Source organism: Streptomyces sp. NPDC029041 (assembly GCF_040637515.1).
Lineage (GTDB): Bacteria > Actinomycetota > Actinomycetes > Streptomycetales > Streptomycetaceae > Streptomyces.
The window spans coordinates 415,685-433,567 of the sequence record NZ_JBEZWO010000004.1 but is presented as its reverse complement, the minus strand read 5'-3'; the positions used below and the strand labels follow the sequence as shown (position 1 = coordinate 433,567).

At 69.1% G+C, this 17,883-nt stretch carries 17 protein-coding genes and 1 pseudogene; 14 read left to right on the top strand and 4 right to left on the bottom strand.

Annotation, left to right across the window (positions count from 1 at the left end; genetic code table 11):
- Positions 1–280: 280 nt before the first annotated feature.
- Entirely contained in the window at positions 281–658 is a 378-nt protein-coding gene (locus AB0F04_RS12325; RefSeq protein WP_362040473.1) for a DUF192 domain-containing protein, read from the bottom strand.
- 315 nt (positions 659–973) lie between these two features.
- Between AB0F04_RS12325 and AB0F04_RS12320 the strand changes: the two genes are divergently transcribed.
- The 9 genes and pseudogenes from AB0F04_RS12320 to AB0F04_RS12280 all read left to right on the top strand — a co-directional run bounded on the left by AB0F04_RS12320 (position 974) and on the right by AB0F04_RS12280 (position 8,313).
- Positions 974–1,633 (top strand): hypothetical protein, encoded by a 660-nt coding sequence (locus tag AB0F04_RS12320; RefSeq protein ID WP_362040472.1) that lies wholly within the window; start codon positions 974–976, stop codon positions 1,631–1,633.
- Positions 1,621–2,649, top strand: a complete 1,029-nt coding sequence (locus tag AB0F04_RS12315) for a hypothetical protein (protein ID WP_362040469.1) — start codon at positions 1,621–1,623, stop codon at positions 2,647–2,649. Before AB0F04_RS12320 ends, AB0F04_RS12315 begins: the two co-directional genes overlap by 13 nt.
- A 126-nt stretch (positions 2,650–2,775) precedes the next feature.
- Positions 2,776–3,099 (top strand): hypothetical protein, encoded by a 324-nt coding sequence (locus tag AB0F04_RS12310; protein WP_352095673.1) that lies wholly within the window; start codon positions 2,776–2,778, stop codon positions 3,097–3,099.
- Complete coding sequence (locus AB0F04_RS12305) at positions 3,096–4,472, top strand: hypothetical protein (RefSeq protein ID WP_362040467.1); 1,377 nt, start codon at positions 3,096–3,098, stop codon at positions 4,470–4,472. The genes AB0F04_RS12310 and AB0F04_RS12305 overlap by 4 nt, the downstream gene beginning before the upstream one ends.
- A complete protein-coding gene (locus AB0F04_RS12300; RefSeq protein WP_362040464.1) occupies positions 4,469–5,134 on the top strand; it encodes a hypothetical protein in 666 nt (221 codons plus the stop codon). The genes AB0F04_RS12305 and AB0F04_RS12300 overlap by 4 nt, the downstream gene beginning before the upstream one ends.
- Position 5,135: 1 nt before the next feature.
- The gene (locus AB0F04_RS12295) at positions 5,136–5,780 is read left to right on the top strand and encodes a hypothetical protein (RefSeq protein ID WP_362040458.1); all 645 of its coding nucleotides are present in this window, start codon (positions 5,136–5,138) and stop codon (positions 5,778–5,780) included.
- 171 nt (positions 5,781–5,951) lie between these two features.
- On the top strand, positions 5,952–6,836 hold the full coding sequence (locus AB0F04_RS12290) for an LLM class flavin-dependent oxidoreductase (protein WP_362040456.1): 885 nt from the start codon (positions 5,952–5,954) through the stop codon (positions 6,834–6,836).
- 145 nt (positions 6,837–6,981) lie between these two features.
- Positions 6,982–7,374, top strand: a pseudogene (locus tag AB0F04_RS12285) (GNAT family N-acetyltransferase); the annotation flags it as partial.
- 60 nt (positions 7,375–7,434) lie between these two features.
- Positions 7,435–8,313, top strand: a complete 879-nt coding sequence (locus AB0F04_RS12280; RefSeq protein WP_362040817.1) for a class I SAM-dependent methyltransferase — start codon at positions 7,435–7,437, stop codon at positions 8,311–8,313.
- Between the two features lie 18 nt (positions 8,314–8,331).
- Here the strand turns inward: AB0F04_RS12280 and AB0F04_RS12275 are convergent, their stop codons facing one another.
- On the bottom strand, positions 8,332–9,675 hold the full coding sequence (locus tag AB0F04_RS12275; protein ID WP_362040455.1) for a winged helix DNA-binding domain-containing protein: 1,344 nt from the start codon (positions 9,673–9,675) through the stop codon (positions 8,332–8,334).
- A 905-nt stretch (positions 9,676–10,580) separates the two neighbouring features.
- Here AB0F04_RS12275 and AB0F04_RS12270 point away from each other — a divergent pair.
- The 4 genes from AB0F04_RS12270 (at position 10,581) to AB0F04_RS12255 (ending at position 15,591) form a co-directional block, all read left to right on the top strand.
- On the top strand, positions 10,581–11,354 hold the full coding sequence (locus AB0F04_RS12270; protein ID WP_362040453.1) for an isoprenyl transferase: 774 nt from the start codon (positions 10,581–10,583) through the stop codon (positions 11,352–11,354).
- Positions 11,355–11,708: 354 nt separating this feature from the next.
- Positions 11,709–13,034 carry a PhoH family protein gene (locus AB0F04_RS12265; RefSeq protein WP_362040451.1) on the top strand — a complete coding sequence of 442 codons (1,326 nt, stop codon included), beginning with the start codon at positions 11,709–11,711 and terminating at the stop codon, positions 13,032–13,034.
- Positions 13,035–13,454: 420 nt separating this feature from the next.
- Complete coding sequence (locus AB0F04_RS12260) at positions 13,455–14,147, top strand: transglycosylase SLT domain-containing protein (RefSeq protein WP_362040450.1); 693 nt, start codon at positions 13,455–13,457, stop codon at positions 14,145–14,147.
- 136 nt (positions 14,148–14,283) lie between these two features.
- Positions 14,284–15,591 carry an AI-2E family transporter gene (locus tag AB0F04_RS12255; protein ID WP_362040448.1) on the top strand — a complete coding sequence of 436 codons (1,308 nt, stop codon included), beginning with the start codon at positions 14,284–14,286 and terminating at the stop codon, positions 15,589–15,591.
- 74 nt (positions 15,592–15,665) lie between these two features.
- Here AB0F04_RS12255 and AB0F04_RS12250 read toward each other — a convergent pair whose 3' ends face one another.
- Positions 15,666–16,199, bottom strand: coding sequence for an alkyl hydroperoxide reductase (locus AB0F04_RS12250; protein WP_031103031.1), 534 nt, complete (start codon positions 16,197–16,199; stop codon positions 15,666–15,668).
- Between the two features lie 6 nt (positions 16,200–16,205).
- Positions 16,206–16,760: a peroxiredoxin gene (locus AB0F04_RS12245; RefSeq protein ID WP_031132607.1), complete on the bottom strand. Its 555-nt coding sequence runs from the start codon at positions 16,758–16,760 to the stop codon at positions 16,206–16,208.
- 133 nt (positions 16,761–16,893) lie between these two features.
- Here AB0F04_RS12245 and AB0F04_RS12240 point away from each other — a divergent pair, with 133 nt between their 5' ends.
- The gene (locus tag AB0F04_RS12240) at positions 16,894–17,844 is read left to right on the top strand and encodes a LysR substrate-binding domain-containing protein (protein ID WP_362040446.1); all 951 of its coding nucleotides are present in this window, start codon (positions 16,894–16,896) and stop codon (positions 17,842–17,844) included.
- Positions 17,845–17,883: the final 39 nt, after the last annotated feature.

Genomic DNA, 17,883 nt, shown 5'->3' with positions numbered 1-17,883 from the left:
CACCCCCCTGCGCACCTGCACTGGGCCGTAGCATCAACTCGGCGGGCGCAGACATAGGCGGTGTGCTCGAGACTCGCTCGGCCGACGGACACGGGGAGAGGGCGGTCGACCTTCCGGACCTGCGATTGGGGCGGGACCACGAGGTGTGCGTTCAATGCGGCCGCTGGTGCGCTGTTGGCCGGCTCTGCACCCCGGACCCCGGTCGCTTCGCCGAACGGACGGTGGAGTCGGTCGAGGCCCTGGCAGCACCACCCGAGCCCTTCGAACGAGGCCACTCACCTCACTCCACCGGCCCGACGACCTCCACCCGCGTCCCGTCCCGCACCCCCCACTCGCCCATCGCCCCGGCCTCGGCCTCCACCACATGCCGGGCCCGCAACCGAGGCATCCCCAGCATTCCCGGCCGCATGGTCCGCACGGCGATCACCCGAAGACGCCGATCGAGATAGGCGACATCGATCGGCATGCGCATGCGAAAGGTGTGCACGCTGTTGGCGGGGGAGAGCAGGATCGCCCCGTCGATGGAGTCCCGCCCCAACAGCCCCTTCGTACGGGCCCGGTAGGAGCCGGCGATCTCCAGCGGCACCCTGAGGGACGGCTCCCCGTCACCCCCGTGCACGACCAGCTCCCCACGCCCGTCCCGCCAACGCCGCCCCATCCGGTCCCCCCCAGCCGCGCCACCATCTGTCGGCAGCTCTCCGCCCCGAACGTATCTGTCTCGACCACCCCCCCCCCACAGGGCCCCCTGCATCCCTGCCCTTTGCTGATTCCTGACTGAAACGCCCCAAGCAGCACCGCTGTTGAGGCCTCCGCTGGCGCGTTATGCAACCGTTACGGCGCGAAAGTGACGACAGATCACTAATTCCTCCCCATACGCCCCGTGCGTGACAACCTTCACCCTGGTGCGGCCGCACCCCGCTGGATAGCTTGGGTTCGCTCAAGAGAAGCCCTCGCCACCTCCCGGGAGCCGACCGTGACCCGCCGCCCCACCCTCCTCGCAGCGCTGACGCTGACCGCCGCAGCGGCCCTGACGCTGTCCGCGTGCGGGAGCGACGACAGCTCCAAGGACAAGGACAAGGACAAGATCGCGGGAGCGGACACGGGGGACAAGGCCTCCGCCTCGCCCAGCGAGAGTGAAGGGGCGCCCGCCGGCCGCCCGGCGATCACCTTCCCGTCCGACGCCAAGAACGTCTTCGAGTACGAGAAGACCGGTGACGCCGCCAAGGACGCGGTCCTCAAGGACAGCACGCTGAGCGTCAACTCTGTGGACGAGGCGATCCTCAAGGGCAGCACGGACACCAAGGCCCTCGGCTTCTACAACGTCGGCAAGGCGCTGGAGTCCTCGATCTCGTACGCCCAGCGGTACATCGATGGCGGAGACACGTGGATCGGGGAGACGCGCTACTTCGATTACAAGGTGACCCTCACCGGCGAGAAGAAGGCCTACGTCACCTACTGCTCCGATGAGAGCAAGTCCTTCATCAAGAACCGGAAGACCAAGAAAGTCGACAGGTCGCCGGCGGATGCGGACTCCTACGTGCTGTACAACACCAGCCTCACCAAGAACACCGACGGGGTGTGGCAGACCGCCAACATCGCCTCGGACAGGGGGAACAAGACGTGCCAGCCGTAAGGAAATCGGCGAGAGTCGTAACGGTCCTGACGTTGGTGTGCTGCTCCGTCTTCGCTGCACAGACGGCTTTCGCCGGGCGCGGCAAGTACGGCAACAACGGTGACAGTCAGCAGAGCGCCGACGCCGACAAGGACGGCACCGTCTCCGTCACCGTAGGCGGCGTCGTCTTCGACCGTTCGAAGAACGGCAGCGGTAACTCCGCCGGTGCGCTCACGTCGACCACGTCCTGGTCCCCTCCCCCCTGCTGGTACGCCCCGAAGTACACCCCGGACCAGTTGAAGAAGTACCTCGAGCCGACCTGGGAGGCCGGTTCGACCGGCTACGAGTGGGACGCCGAGCAGCGCGACCGCTACGTCAACGGGCACCCGTACAAGGACTTCAACAAGGACAAGACCGGCAAGGGTTACTTCTGGGACTCCTTCGTCAACAAGGACTTCCCTCCGGGGTGGGACTCCTGCGAGGAGCCCATCTTCTGGGTGGACCAGGGTGACCCCCCGCCCGCGAACATCGAGAACGCCGTCACTCCGGAGGTCCTCTCCGAACTCGCCTACGCCGAGATCCGCGTCCCCAGCACCAAGGTGACACTGGCCCCCGCCGAACAGACCAAGGTCAACCTCCCGACCTGGGCCTGGCTGGACGCCGCCGACTTCAAGCCGGTCTCCGTCACCGCGTCCGTACCCGTGATCGGCATCAGCGCGACGGCGACCGCGACCCCCGAGTCGCTCCGCATCGAGCCGGGCACGAAGGACGCCGTCACCTACCCGGCCTCCGGAGTCTGCGCGATCGACAACGACCGCATCGGCGAGCCCTACGCCCCGGGCAAGGCCGACCGCACCCCGCCCTGCGGAGTGAGGTACCTCCGTTCTTCGGGCGACGGCACCTACCCGCTCCGGGCCACCGTCACCTGGAACATCACCTGGACCGGCACCGGCGACACAGGCGGCACCCTCCCGAAGGGCTCCTTCGGCGCCACCCAGGATGTGGTCGTACAGGAGATCCAGGCCGTCAACCGCTGAGCCTGGCCACAGCTCCGACTGCCGACGGCCACCCGTGCGGGTGGCCGCCCCGTCCGCAACGTAAGCGGAACGGATAGAGTCACTTACTCGAGGAAGTGGCACGGAGCGTGGAGAGGAAGCGGCTGCATGGCGGAGCGGCTGGCCGTCGACGACGATGAGCTCGCGCACTTCATGAGGTTGTTGAAGAAGTCGGGCAGCTCCTTGAAGGGACTGCACAAGGCGCTGAGTGACGCTTCAGTGACGGGACTGGGCACGGACGACCTGGACGCTGCCTGTGAGAGCTTCCAGGAGGACTGGAAGTACGGCACCGAGCAGATCGGCGAGCAGACCGAGGACCTCGCCAAGATCATCGGTCAGAGCAAGGATAGCTACAACGAGGTGGACAAGGCGCTGGAAGAGGCGCTGAAGAAGGCCCGCAACGGCAAGGCGGGCTCGGCGGGTTCCACGTGACCCAGACCTCCGCTTCCGGCCGTCCGGGTACGGCTGCCGACCCGCGGTTCACCACGGATCTCGACCAGCCGCAAGGACTTCAGCGGGGCCGCCGCATCGCGAACCCCGAGTACGCGCACTTGGGCTTCAACCCCACGCCGGGCAGCCCGGACACCGTCCGGGAGCTGCGCAAGAAACTTGTGAACTGCGCCAAGGTCCTGGAAGAAAGCCGAGAGCTGGTCACCAGGCTGATGGACGGCAGTTACTGGAAGGGCGATGCCGCAGTCGCCTTTCGTGAGGAGTTGGACGGCGGGACGCTGCCCCTGAACCTCAAGAACGCCGCGCACTCGATCCGAAAGGCATCCAGGCAGTTGGATCGCTGGGAGGGAGAACTCGAGGACTTCCAGCGTCGTGCCCAACGCCTGGAAAAGGACGCGAAGGACGCCCAGGCAGTTCTGGACGCGGCGAAGGGCCGTGCGAGCAAGGCGGAGAAAGCCCCCGACCTGGACGAGAAGGGCGCCCGCCACGACGACGCCCAGAAGGCCCTCACCCATGCGAATACCGCGGTGGAGGAGGCCCAGGCCGACCTCGACAAAATCATCGGCCAGGCGAAGAAGCTCGCCGAGGAGCACGAGCAGAGGGCCCGGTACCGCGCCGGAAAGATCGGCGACGCCACGACGAAACTGGCTCCGCACGAACCGGGTGCCTGGGACAAGTTCACGGATTGGCTGGGCGACAATCTGCCGGACATTCTCAGTGGCGTCGCGGCGATCCTTGGGGTGATCGCGTTGTTCGCCACGGGCCCGCTCGCGGTGCCACTCCTTCTGCTGGGCGCTGGGCTGCTGAGCGGGACGGCCCTCACTCTGCGATTGCAGGACGACGAGGTGTGGGCTTCCTTGAGCGACGGCATCAGGAAGGGCGAACTCGACTTGGATTTCTGGAGCAATGCGATCTCTGTCGCCGGGGACGCACTGGGCATCGTGCCCGGGCTGGGTGCTGTGACCAAGGGGCTGATGAAGGCGCCGGAGGCGTTGAGCGCCGCAGCCCGTACCGCGGATGAGGCCCTGACCTTCGGGCAGAAGGCCGCTGCTGTTGGTGCGTCGATCCGCGAGGAAGCCGTGGCCATCTCCGAGGCGCCGAGTGTGCTGGAGCGATCACGCGTTTTCGGCGCGAGCACCGACCGGGTGCTTCCCAAGGTCGAGGCCGGGGCGACGTGGTTGGGAGCCGGCACAGCCGCATACGGGATCGCGGGCAGCCTGTACGACACGCTGGACTCCGACGGAGCCAAGGCCGTAACGGGCACGCTGGACGGAGTCAGGACCGGTGTCATCGACGGGGCGGCGACAGCCGGCGTGCTCAAGTACCTGTTCAGGGGAGTGGCTGCCGCCTCATGAGCTCGGACACCTTCGTCATCGATCCGTCCGCAAGGATGCCGGACGCGGACATCTGGTTCGCGCTGCCCGCCGGCTTCATACCGGTTCCGCTCGCAGACTTCGCTGCAGCGGAAGAAGTACCGGCAGGCGCTGAGGACCAGGAACACTCACTCGGTGCGCTTGCCACGATGCTGGCCGGTCCCGAGAACACACCACAATTCCTGGAGCTCCTGGCGCCGGTTCGGCGTTTGGGTCGGGTGCTTGCGTACAGCGGTGTCATCCATTGCTCTGTGGGGACGCATCGTGACGACGAGGGTGACGGAAGTCTTCTGTCGTCGCTGTTCACCCTAGGTTGCCAGGAGACGTCCTGGGCCCCCCGTGGCGTGATGGCTGCTCGTGCCGCAGCGGCAATGGCAGACGCCAGTCATGTGGAGACCCTCGAGCTGCCGTGCGGCCCTGCGTCGCTCGTCGAGATCCGATCGAGCCCCCAGGTCGGTGAGATGCGGCATGAACTGCTGCAGATTGTCACCTATGTGCCATTTCCGGATGCGCGCAAACTGGCAATCCTGACGCTGTCGACGACTGCGGTTCACCGTTCGGACCACTATCGGAACCTGCTCCGGGAATCGGCCCGCATGGTCACCTTCGAGAACCCGTTGCCGATGGATCATGGCGAGGCATGAGATGGACACCGTGCACCACCCCACAAACTCAGCAGCGGCCTGGGATCACTCCGCGACACAGAGCGCGTGGAAGAAGCTGCTCACCTCCGCTGCCGTAGGCCAATTTCTCTGGCCCGCGGTCTGTGTCGGCGCGTTCGTCCTCATGATCTTCGCGGGCCGGTGGTCTATGTGGATCATGCTCCCAGTCGCTGTGTACGCCCTGTATCGATCATTCCTTCAGCGTCAGTACCTCGTTGCGGCTGCGCAGACGCGCCGCCTCCTGAAGGTCTATCCCTGGCGGGCGCACAAGACACCGGCAAGCGGGATCGGGCAGATTCCGGGAGCGAAGCTCGGCGACGTCTGGCTGGCGTTTCCCAACCCGGATCAACCCGACGATGTTGTGCACGTCATTTTGCATGGTCATGCACGATCTGCCTGGTGGCGTCGTCGTCTCGGACGGGGCTACGGCAGCGAGAAGACCGCTCAGGTAGCGGAGATCTGGTTCGCCGGTGATCCACGATTCGCTGGAGTCATCGCGGTACCCGGCCCCAAGCGTCTGTTCCTGCTCTACCAGCTTGCCAATCCGAATGACCCGACCAAACGGTGGGTCGCTTCTCCTGAAGCACTGGAGCTAGCCCGTCGTGCTGGAGTACGTGTGCCTGACTGACGCTCGTTCACCAAGCGATTCGAGACGGTGTTGCAGGAGTAGCAGCTACCGGCGTCCATTCCTGCTGCGTCTGATCGACGGATACCTCAGTGCCAGTCGCGGCAGGCTCATCGACCGACACAGCTCATATATGAGTTGTCGGGCGCGCCTGACCGCGGGTAGGAAGCCCCCATGACCCCCCTAGGCGCAGTCTTCCGCCCCCAGTTGGCCCCCGAGCGGCTTCGAACCGTTTGTGATGTTGCTGAGGGGGCCGGGCTCGAAGAGCTCTGGCTCTGGGAAGACTGTTTCAGCGAAGGCGGGATCTCCACCGCCGCGGCCGCTCTCGCGTGGACCGAGCGGGTGCGGGTCGGGGTCGGGCTGTTGCCCGTGCCCTTGCGGAACGTTGCCATCACCGCCATGGAGGCCGCCTCCCTGCACCGGATGTTCCCCGGGCGGGCGATCCTCGCCGTGGGGCACGGCGTACAGGACTGGATGGGGCAGGTCGGCGCCCGGGTCGAGTCACCTGTCACCCTGCTGCGGGAGCACCTCCTCGCCCTGCGGGCCCTGCTGGGCGGCGAGCGCGTCACGGTCGACGGACGGTACGTCAAGCTCGACGACGTCGCCCTCGACTGGCCGCCGCACACTCCGCGGAGCGGCGTGCTGGCCGGGGCTACCGGGCCGCGGTCGTTGCGGCTCAGCGGAGAGGCCGCCGACGGCACCCTCCTCACCGCCGCCACCAACGCCGACGGCGTCCGCCGAGCACGGCAGCTCGTCGAAGAGGGGCGCGCGGCAGCCGGCCGCGAGGCCGGACCTCATCCCCTGGTCGTTTATCTGCTCACCGCCACCGCCACCGGGCCCGACGCCGCCGCCCGTCTGCGCGCCGAACTCGTCGCCGAAGGGCTCGCATCCGTGCCGGACCTCGGCATCGCAGGAGACGCCAAGGCTGTGGCCGACGCGGTCCAGCGGCTGGTGGAGGCCGGCGCCGACAGCGTCGTCCTCCAGCCGACCGCGGACGAGCCCGACCCGGAGGGGTTCGTGCGGTTCACGGCCGAAGAAGTGCGTCCCCTCGTCCCCTGAACACCGGGCCTGGGCCCAACCTCAGGCCCGAACCCGAGCCCGAACCCGAACCCGAACCCGAGCCCCGGCCCGACAAGTCCAGGACCGCAGCCCAGGCCGAAGCCCGGTCCGCGCCCTTGTCAGTGGTCGCTGCCACACTCCGGGCATGAGCGATGACCACGTGGACGTACGGCTGCGCGACGTCGTGGAAGCCGACCTGGAGTTCCTGCTCGCGTACGAGCACGATCCGGAAGCCGTCCGGCGGTCCCGATTCACGCCACGGCCGCGCGAAGCGTTCCTGCGGCACTGGAGGACGAACATCCTCGGAGACGACACCGTCTTCGTCCAGGCCGTGACCGTCGACGGTGAGGTCGCCGGCAGCGTCGTCGCCTGGTGGGACGGGGACCGCCGCTTCCTCGGGTACGGGCTCGGCAAGCCGTACTGGGGGCGCGGTATCGGCAGCCGCGCCCTGGCCCTCTTCCTGGAGCGGGAGCAGAACCGGCCTCTCCACGCCGACCCCGCCCTCACGAACACCGGCTCCGTACGCCTCCTCGAGAAGCATGGATTCCGCCGGACCGGCACCGTACGGCACGGCGAGGACGAGCACGTCGTGTTCGTCCTGGACCAGCGGGAACCGCACCGACCGAGTTCATCGCATCCAGCCCACCCATCCGGCTCATCGCACCCTCCACGCCCCGCTTCCTACGAAGAGTTACTCGCTGAAGGTGCCTCCGTCCCGACAGAAGGATGGGACTTCTCCTGGTTCGAGGGGCGGGCGACGGAAGCGCGCCCCTCCTGGGGGTACGCCGTGTCGATGGCCGAGCGGCTGGGCCGGGCGAGTGCGGTGCTCGATGTGCAGACCGGGGGAGGAGAAGTGCTGGACTTCGCCCTCGCCAGGGTCGCCCAGGAGGCCACCCTCAAGAACACCCCAGCCCCCCGGCCGCCCCTCCTCACCATCGCCACCGAAGGCTGGCCGCCCAACGTCGCCAAGGCCACCGCCCTGCTTCGTCCGCGCGGCGTCGGCGTCGTCGCCGCTGCCGACGACGCCCCCCTGCCCTTCGCCGACGGCGCCTTCGACCTGGTCGTCAGCCGCCATCCCGTCCGCCCCCACTGGGACGAGATCGCCCGCGTCCTCCAACCCGGCGGGACGTACTTCGCCCAGCACGTCGGCCCCAGCAGCGTCTTCGAACTCGTCGAGTACTTCCTCGGCCCCCAGCCGGAGGAGGTGCGCGGCGCCCGCCACCCCGACCGTGAGCGGGCCGACGCCGAGGCCGCCGGCCTTCGCGTCGCCGGGCTGCGGGCGGAGCGGCTGCGCATGGAGTTCCATGACATCGGCGCGGTCGTGCACTTCCTGCGCAAGGTGGTCTGGATGGTCCCGGGCTTCACCGTCGAGGCGTACGAGCCGCGACTCCGGGAACTGCACGAGCGCATCCAGGCCGAGGGGCCCTTCGTCGCCCACAGCACCCGCCACCTCTTCGACGCACGCAAGCCCGGCTGACGCGCACCGAGCCGGTGCTCATGCGTGCGGACCCACCGTCACCTCTCCCACCACCAGCTCCGGCGTCGCCTCCAGCACCTCGCCCACCCGCTCCACCTGCTCGCCCAGCTCCCGCCGGTGCCGTGCCGTCAGCGGTACGAGCGGCTCGACCGTGACGGTCGTACGACGGCCCGTGCGCCGCTGGTGCCACACTCCCGCGACCACGCCGTCGATGAGCAGGACCGGGTAGTTGCCCGCCTGTCCGCCGCCGAGGGCGCGCTGGTACGCCTTCCCGGGGAAGAGCCGCTCGCGGGGCTGACCGGCGATGACGTACGCGTCGAAGTAGGGGAGCAGACGCACACGCGGCGGCGGCCCTTCCAGCTCGTCCGCCCCCTCGCTGTCGCCCGCCGTCACCCACGCCGACGTCCCCTCGAAGTCGACCTCCTCGATACGGCCCTCGGCGGCCAGTTCGCCGAACAGAACCGTCGCCCAGCCGGGCGGCGCCGCCAGCCAGCGCGCGAAGTGCTGCGGCGTCGCCGGACCGTACGCGTACAGGTAGCGATGCACGAAAGCGGCCAGAGCCTCCCCAGCCCCCGCGCCGCTCCCGGCCGGTGTCCCCGGCCCAGCCCCCGCGCCGCCCTCTGCCCCCGGCCCAGCCCCCGCGCCGCTCCCGGCCGGTGTCCTCGGCCCAGTCCTCGCGCCGCCCTCTGCCCCCGGCCCAGCCCCCGCGCCGCTCCCGGCCCCTGCCCCCGCCCCGGTCGCAGACCCCGCCCCGGAATCCGGTCGCGGCGGCCGTGTGTACGTCGCCTTGCGGCCGCGGTTCGGGCCGAAGCACAGTGCGCCCGCCCAGCCGGCCCGGTGCATCACCTGGCGCCAGCGCGGCCACAGGTCCTGGAACGCCGGCATCACGCGGTCACCGGCCCAGGGGCCGGTGCGGGCGACGACCTCCTCCGACAGCTCGTCAAGGGTCAGGTTCCTGCCGTCGAGCGCGTCACCGATCGCCGTCACGACCTGGCCCGCCTGCTCCTCGGTGAGCCGTACATCGGGCGGGAACGGGCTCGGCCCGGTCGGGACCGCGCTCAGCGCCGCCGAGAAGAGAGGGAGTTCACAGGCCGGGAGAAGGTGGACCGTGCCGCGTGGGCCGTACGTCTTGATCAGGGTTTGGTCGTCCCAGAGCGCGGTCCGTACGTCCGCCCGTGTCGCCGCGTCCGTCCGCATCCCCACCGACAGCTCGGCCGCGGAGAGCACCTGCGCGTGAGCTCCCAGCATCGCGCCCACCACCTCGGCGACCGGCGTCCCCGTCGGGGCCGGCCCGGTCAGGAACTGCCGCCGCGCCCGGCGCGCACTGGCCGCGTCCCACGTGATCCTCGCGCTCGTCGTCATGAAGCGACGTTAGACACCAATGAGGACAGTTCCCGTCCTAAAACACGTCCCGGAGTCCCTCCCAGAGCACGTCCTGAAGCACGCAGCAGAGAGCGCGCCTTGGATCCGTGCCCCCGTCCGCCGCCCTCGCGGCGGTGTCCCGTCCGCCACGCCGGCCTCACTCCTCCCGCTCACCGCACTTGCGCATCATCCGACGAGGGTTTTCACATCGTTATCGCCGTCGGCTCGCCTCCGCGCCGCCGCTCACGTACATTCGGACGAGTCAATTCGCGTGAGCAAAGCTGCGCGGGCGGTACCGCGCAGTGGAGGGGGCTGCGCGGTGCCAGGGCCCATTCGTCGAGCCGCACCGCGTCGACGTCCCGTCGGCAAAGCATCGGCAGGCGGGTGACGCGCGGCGATCCGCGGCCGCTCCCGGGTCAAGCAGGCGTTCACATGTGCGTCACCCGTCGGGGGGATGCCCGGACAAGTCACCCGAGTGGGCCCAAGGTGCGGCAAAACCTCCGGCCGTCCGGCGTGGAACGCCCGATTCCCCAGCTCACGCGGCACCTTCCGGCCGTGGGCGGCCCCTGAATGCGGACTTCCGCATGCGTCGCCACGTCGTCGGGCGGCTCCGGAGAGTAGTTGTGGCACGCCGATGCGCGCGGCAGCACTCACGAAGGGTTATGGTGGAAACCCCCCCTCGGGCCGGTCCGTCTCCCCCCCACGGACCGGCCCGTTTTTCTTGCCCCGCCGGGCGGCTGGAACCCTCGGCCGGAACCGCTCGCTCCGCCCCCGTTGGCGGCCCACGGGCGCAGCGAGGGTAGGCTTCGCCTCCGGGGACTGCCATCCGGGCAGGGACCGCCCGCGGCCACGACCGGGCCGCACGCCGCGGCCTGTCCGATCCGTACGGAGGGGCTGACAATCACGTGAACCTGCGCGACAAGCTGCGTGGCCTGCTGGTCAGGCTGTACGCGCGCCGGGTGGAAGGTCACCTGGACCACGCTCAGGTGCCCAAGCACATCGGCGTCATCATGGACGGCAACCGGCGCTGGGCGAAGGCCGCCGGTTCCAGCACCGTCGACGGCCACCGGGCCGGGGCCGGGAAGATCGAGGAGTTCCTCGGCTGGTGCAGTGAGACCGACGTCGAGGTCGTCACCCTCTGGCTCCTGTCCACGGACAACTTCGACCGCCCGCAGGAAGAGCTCGTCCCCCTGCTCGGCATCATCGAGGACGTCGTGCGCACCCTGGCAGCCGACGGCCGCTGGCGCGTGCACCACGTCGGCACGCCCGACCTGCTGCCTTCGGGAATGCAGACGATCCTCAAGGAGGCCGAGGAGACCACCGCGCACGTCGACGGCATAGTGGTCAACGTCGCCATCGGCTACGGCGGCCGCCAGGAGATCGCCGACGCCGTACGGTCGATGCTGCTCGACGCCCAGGACAAGGGCACCTCGATGGAGGCGCTCGCCGAGGCCGTCGACATCGACATGATCGGGCGTCACCTCTACACGAGCGACCAGCCCGACCCCGACCTGGTGATCCGCACCAGTGGCGAGCAGCGGCTGTCCGGATTCATGCTCTGGCAGACCGCTCACTCGGAGTACTACTTCTGCGACGTGTTCTGGCCGGCGTTCCGCAAGGTCGACTTCCTGCGGGCCATGCGCGACTACGCCGCCCGCCACCGCCGCTACGGCGGCTGACGTACCCGCAGACGGTCACCCGAACGCAGGACGTCCCACGTCATAGCGCCTCCCCCTACCCCCTTGGCGACGCTTGTAACGCCGAGTTCACCGGCTCGCCGTCATATGCCGTTGCATGGCGACGCTCGTTCGAGGGCATAACCCAGACAGGTCGACGCCCGAACCACGGGTGTCGGATCTCAGCGGACGGCACGGGGCCGTCCGCCCGGGAGGCCCTTTGCACCAGCCCGATCGTGCGGTCACAGCACGGACGAAGAGGCGGAGGGCCGGTTGTCGGCCCGCGCAGGGCGGCCGACGACCGGTCCAGCTCCATACCGTCGCTCCCCGACCTCATCCGAGGGGGTACGTCCTTCCGTGGTGACCAGCACAAAGCGCCACAAGCCCGACCGGCGCACCTATGTTCTCGACACCAGCGTCCTGCTGGCCGACCCGAACGCCCTGAACCGCTTCGACGAGCACGAGGTCGTGCTCCCCATCGTCGTGGTCACGGAGCTGGAGGCGAAGCGGCACCATCCCGAACTCGGCTACTTCGCCCGGCAGGCCCTCCGCCTGCTCGACGAGTTCCGGGTCCGGCACGGTCGCCTCGACGCACCCATCCCGACGGGGGATCTGGGCGGGACCTTCCGTGTCGAGCTCAACCACTCGGACCCCAGCGTGCTGCCCAGCGGCTACCGCCTGGGGGACAACGACTCCCGCATCCTCGCGGTCGCCCGCAATCTGCAGGCCGAGGGGTTCGACGTCACCGTCGTGTCGAAGGACCTCCCGCTCAGGATCAAGGCGTCCTCCGTCGGGCTCCTCGCCGAGGAGTACCGCGCGGAACTCGCCATCACGGACTCCTCCGGCTGGACCGGAATGTCCGAACTGACCCTGCCCGGCGAGCAGGTGGACATCCTCTTCGAGGAAGGCCACGTGTACGTGCCCGAGGTCTCCGGCCTCCCCGTGCACACCGGCCTGATGATCCAGTCGGAGCGCGGCAAGGCGCTCGGACGGGTCACGGCCGACGGCAACGTACGGGTCGTGCGCGGGGATCGTGAGGCGTTCGGCATCAAGGGCCGCAGTGCCGAGCAGCGGATCGCGCTCGACCTGCTGCTCGACCCGGACGTCGGGATCGTGTCGATGGGCGGCCGGGCCGGCACCGGCAAGTCGGCGCTGGCGCTGTGCGCCGGTCTGGAGGCGGTGCTGGAGCGCCGTCAGCACCAGAAAGTGATGGTCTTCCGGCCGCTGTACGCGGTGGGCGGGCAGGAACTGGGCTATCTGCCCGGCTCCGAGGCCGAGAAGATGAGCCCCTGGGCGCAGGCCGTCTTCGACACGCTGTCGGCGGTCACCTCCCGGGAGGTCATCGAGGAGGTCACCGCGCGCGGGATGCTGGAGGTCCTGCCGCTCACCCACATCCGGGGACGCTCGCTGCACGACGCGTTCGTGATCGTGGACGAGGCCCAGTCGCTGGAAAGGAACGTGCTTCTTACCGTTCTGTCCCGGATCGGAGCCAATTCACGGGTGGTTCTCACCCACGACGTGGCCCAGCGGGACAACCTCAGGGTCGGCCGGTACGACGGTGTCGTCGCCGTCGTCGAGAAGCTGAAGGGGCATCCGCTCTTCGCGCACGTGACCCTGACGCGGTCCGAGAGGTCCCAGATCGCTGCCCTTGTGACCGAAATGCTCGAAGACGGGCAGATCTGACCGGTCGCAGTAAGTAGTAGCGCTTATGCGATAGTTGGCGCCGTCCGGAAAAGGCCAAGAGCCTAGCCGGGCGGCGCCTTCGCGTGTGGCCGTTCCGTGGAATTTCCTGCGCCAAACGGGATGTGAGCTTTCACACGCAACTCGGAATTGCCATGCCCCGTCGTGTTACGGCAGAGTCTCACTCCTGTCAGGCCCCGCATACGACACACCTGTACCCCCAGCGGTACGGCACCACAAAAGCAACAGCACCAACTGCATAGCGATGTCGTATGCCGCCCGAGCAACACGCGGCGCTCCCTCCGGGGGAGTTGCCCACCGGGCCCGCGCCTCCCGTGACCCCGCAGTTGGGGAGGCCAGTGCCAGGGGCACGATTGCGTCCGCGAGGGTCACCGAAGCGGGCGATGCTGGAAGGAAAACCGTGTGAGCCGGATCTCGGTCCGGGGATTCGCAGTGGCTTCGGCCACGGCGGTCACCGCTGTCGGAAGCGTCGTCGGCGTTGCCTCGGGCAGCACCGCGCAGAACAACGACGCGGAAGCGACGGCAGCCGGCGCCACGCTGCTCGCGGACATCCCCGCGGGCCAGCAGGCCCAGGTGCAGACCGCGTCGCTGACGCAGCAGGCCGACGCACAGGCCATTCAGGCGGACGCGAGCGCGAAGAAGGACGCCGAGGAGGCCGCCCGCAAGGCCGCCGCCGACACGGCCATCGCCAAGAAGGAAGCCGCTGAGAAGGCCGCCGAGGCAGCGGCCAAGGAGCGCGCGCAGGCCAAGGCCGCCGCCAGCCGCTCCAAGGACATCTCCGACTTCCCCGTCGCGAGCTCCTACAGCATCGCCCAGATCCAGGCGATGGCGAGGCAGCTGGTTCCGTCGGGTCAGTTCCAGTGCTTCAGCAACATCGTGGACCACGAGTCCGACTGGAACTACAAGGCCGTCAACCCCTCCTCCGGGGCCTACGGCATGTTCCAGGCGCTGCCCGGCTCCAAGATGTCGTCCGCCGGCGCCGACTGGCAGACCAACCCGGCCACCCAGATCAAGTGGGGCCTCAACTACATGAACGACCGCTACGGCAGCCCTTGTGACGCCTGGTCGTTCTGGCAGGCCAACCACTGGTACTGAGCCGACCGGCCCCGGCCGATCCCGTCTCCTCGCGCGAGCCCCGCACCGTCGTCCGGTGCGGGGCTCGCGCCATGTACGGTCGGACGAACGGCTCCTCGGGGGAGTGGTGCGCCAAGACGGGGGAAAAGGACGGATCATGTCGCGAGTGCCAGGGTGGCTCGGCCGGCTCGGTGCCGGACTGACCGAGATGAGCGAGCGGTACAACGAACGCCGCGCCGCAGCCGAACGGGAGCAGGACGACCCCGGCCCCGGATCGCTCGCCGGGGAACACGTGCCGCCGCCCCCGGACTACGCCCCCGACGTCGCCGCCCGCCCCGATCCCGCGCTGGCCGTGCCGTGGGGCGTGCGGGTCGCGGCCGAGGCGGGCTGGCGGCTCCTCGTCCTCGCGGGCACGCTCTGGGTGCTGATGCGGGTCATCAGCGCCGTCCAGCTCGTGGTGCTCTCGTTCGTCATCGCGCTGCTCATCACGGCGATGCTGCAGCCGACGGTGGCGCGGCTGCGGCGCCACGGCGTGCCGCGCGGACCGGCCACCGCGCTGACGGCCGTCCTCGGCTTCGTCGTCATGGGCCTCATCGGCTGGTTCGTGACCTGGCAGGTCATGGAGAACATCGACGACCTCTCGGGCCAGATCCAGGACGGCATCGACGAGTTGCGGAACTGGCTGCTGAACAGCCCCTTCCACGTCACGGACAAGCAGATCAACGAGATCGCCACCAACCTGCGTGAGGCCGTCGGGGCGAACACCGACCAGATCACCTCGGCGGGGCTCGAGGGTGTCACGGTCGTCGTCGAGGCGCTGACCGGGATCCTGCTGGCCGTCTTCTGCACGCTGTTCCTGCTCTACGACGGCAAGCGCATCTGGGAGTGGACGCTGAAGCTGGTGCCGGCGGCGGCGCGGCCGGGAGTGGCCGGAGCCGGTCCCGCCGCGTGGCGGACACTGACGGCGTACGTGCGGGGCACGGTGATCGTGGCGTTGATCGACGCGATCTTCATCGGGCTGGGAATCTACTTCCTCGACGTGCCGATGGCCGTGCCGCTGGCGGTGTTCATCTTCCTGTTCGCGTTCATCCCGCTGGTGGGCGCGGTGGTGTCCGGGGCGCTGGCGGTCGTCGTCGCGCTGGTCACCCAGGGGGTGTTCACGGCCGTCATGACCCTGGTCGTGGTGCTGGCGGTGCAGCAGATCGAGGGGCACATCCTGCAGCCGTTCATCCTGGGGCGGGCTGTCCGGGTGCATCCGCTGGCGGTGGTGCTGTCGGTCGCGGCGGGCGGCATGGTGGCCGGGATCGGCGGTGCGGTCGTCGCCGTGCCGCTGGTCGCCGTGACGAACACGGTCGCCGGGTATCTGCGGTCGTACTCGCAGAAGTCGGCGCTGCGGCACTCGGTGCGGCCGCGCGGGGCCACGGCCGTGAGCGCGGAACCGGCCCCGCCGCCCCCCTCGGAGTAGCCGGAAACGCCAGCAGGGCCCCGTCCACCGGTCAGGTGGGCGGGGCCCTGCGAGGTGAGGCGGGCGGCCTTGGGTTACTCGGCCAGAACCGCCTCGGCGTCCAGCGTGACGCCGACCGCCTGGATCACGGAGGCGATCTTGAAGGCCTCCTGGACGACCTCACGGTCGAGGCCGGCCTTGCGCAGCACCTGCTCGTGGGAGTCGAGGCACATGCCGCAGCCGTTGATGGCGGAGACCGCGAAGGACCACAGCTCGAAGTCGACCTTGTCGACGCCCGGGTTGCCGATGACGTTCATCCGCAGGCCGGCGCGCAGGGTGCCGTACTCGTGGTCCGACAGCAGGTGGCGGGTGCGGTAGAAGACGTTGTTCATCGCCATCACCGCGGCGGCGGCCTTGGCCGCCGTGTAGGCCTCCGGCGACAGGTTCGCCTTCGCCTCGGGCTCCAGCTCGCGCAGCACGATCGGGGAGCGCGAGGCGATGGCCGTCGACAGCACCGTGCCCCAGAGCTGCTGGGCCGGAAGGTCGGAGTTGCCGATGACCGAGCCCAGGTTGAGCTTCAGGTCCTTGGCGTAGTCCGGTATCGCGGACTTCAGGGCATCCAGCGACATGTCAGATCACTCCCCGGAGAGCAGCGCGACCGGGTCGAGGGTCTCGTCGCCCTTCGACCAGTTGCAGGGGCACAGCTCGTCCGTCTGGAGCGCGTCCAGGACCCGGAGGACCTCCTTCGGGTTACGGCCGACCGAGCCCGCGGTCACCATCGAGAACTGGATCTCGTTGTTCTGGTCCACGATGAACACGGCGCGCTTGGCGAACCCGTCCTCGCCCTCGATGCCGAGGTCGCGCATCAGCTCGTGCTTGGAGTCGGCCATCATCGGGAACGGCAGGTCGCGCAGGTCGTCGTGGTCCTTGCGCCAGGCGTGGTGGACGAACTCGGAGTCACCGGAGAAACCGAGGACCTGCGCGTCGCGGTCCGCGAACTCCTCGTTCAGCTTGCCGAAAGCGGCGATCTCGGTCGGGCACACGAAGGTGAAGTCCTTGGGCCACGCGAAGATGACCTTCCACTGACCCTCGTAGGTCTTGTGGTTGATCTGCTGGAACTCCTTGCCCTTCTCCAGCGAGACGCAGGCGGTCAGGTCGAACTCGGGGAACTTGTCACCGACGGTGAGCACACACTCTCCTTGCAGCGAAGAAACTCCCGGATCGCGGGGGTTTCCCATGGGTTGGACTGTGTTGATGTTGGCACAGGCTCGATTGATTACGGAAATAGCTACACTCGGTCGAGTTGATCGGAGGTAGTTATCAGTGACTGTCGGTAATAAGCGCAGGCAACCCAGCCTCGCCCAGCTCCGTGCCTTCGCGGCGGTCGCCGAGCACCTTCATTTCCGGGACGCGGCCGCGGCGATCGGCATGAGCCAGCCCGCCCTCTCGGGAGCCGTGTCCGCCCTGGAGGAATCACTCGGAGTGACGCTCCTCGAGCGTACGACGCGCAAGGTGCTGCTCTCACCCGAGGGTGAGCGGATCGCCGTACGGGTCAAGGCGGTTCTGGGGGAGGTCGGCGCGCTCCTGGAGGAGGCGGAGGCGGTCCGGGCGCCCTTCACCGGGGCGCTGCGGCTCGGCGTCATCCCCACGGTCGCGCCCTATCTGCTGCCCACCGTGCTGCGGCTCGTCCACGACCGGTATCCGCTCCTCGACCTCCAGGTGCACGAGGAGCAGACCTCCAGCCTGCTCGACGGTCTGACCAGCGGCCGGCTCGATCTGCTGCTGCTCGCGGTGCCCCTCGGTGTCCCCGGCGTGGCCGAACTGCCCCTGTTCGACGAGGACTTCGTACTCGTCACGCCACTCGACCACGAGCTCGGCGGGCGGGAGGGCATCCCGCGGCAGGCGCTGCGCGAGCTCAACCTGCTGCTGCTGGACGAGGGGCACTGCCTGCGTGACCAGGCCCTCGACATCTGCCGGGAGGCCGGCCGCGACGACGTGCCGGTCACCACGACCGCCGCCGGGCTGTCCACGCTGGTGCAGCTCGTGGCGGGCGGACTCGGCGTGACGCTGTTGCCGCGCACCGCCCTGAAGGTGGAGATTTCCCGCAGCAACCAGCTCCTCACCGGGTACTTCGCCAACCCGGCCCCCACCCGCCGGATCGCACTGGCGATGCGGGCGGGAGCCGCGCGCGGCGCGGAGTACGAGGAACTGGCGGCCGCCCTGCGGCAGGCCCTGCGACCGCTGCCCGTACGGGTCCTGGACCAGGACGGCTGACGGCGCTCGTGCCGCCGGCCGGGTCCCGTACTTCCACGG

What these genes read in the sequence shown, in the direction of transcription:
- AB0F04_RS12290 (WP_362040456.1), top strand. Translation starts at nt 5,952, where the DNA reads ATGACCCCCCTAGGCGCAGTCTTCCGCCCCCAGTTGGCCCCCGAGCGG.
- AB0F04_RS12275 (WP_362040455.1), bottom strand. Translation starts at nt 9,675, where the DNA reads ATGACGACGAGCGCGAGGATCACGTGGGACGCGGCCAGTGCGCGCCGG.
- AB0F04_RS12310 (WP_352095673.1), top strand. Translation starts at nt 2,776, where the DNA reads ATGGCGGAGCGGCTGGCCGTCGACGACGATGAGCTCGCGCACTTCATG.
- AB0F04_RS12255 (WP_362040448.1), top strand. Translation starts at nt 14,284, where the DNA reads ATGTCGCGAGTGCCAGGGTGGCTCGGCCGGCTCGGTGCCGGACTGACC.
- AB0F04_RS12300 (WP_362040464.1), top strand. Translation starts at nt 4,469, where the DNA reads ATGAGCTCGGACACCTTCGTCATCGATCCGTCCGCAAGGATGCCGGAC.
- AB0F04_RS12250 (WP_031103031.1), bottom strand. Translation starts at nt 16,199, where the DNA reads ATGTCGCTGGATGCCCTGAAGTCCGCGATACCGGACTACGCCAAGGAC.
- AB0F04_RS12325 (WP_362040473.1), bottom strand. Translation starts at nt 658, where the DNA reads ATGGGGCGGCGTTGGCGGGACGGGCGTGGGGAGCTGGTCGTGCACGGG.
- AB0F04_RS12295 (WP_362040458.1), top strand. Translation starts at nt 5,136, where the DNA reads ATGGACACCGTGCACCACCCCACAAACTCAGCAGCGGCCTGGGATCAC.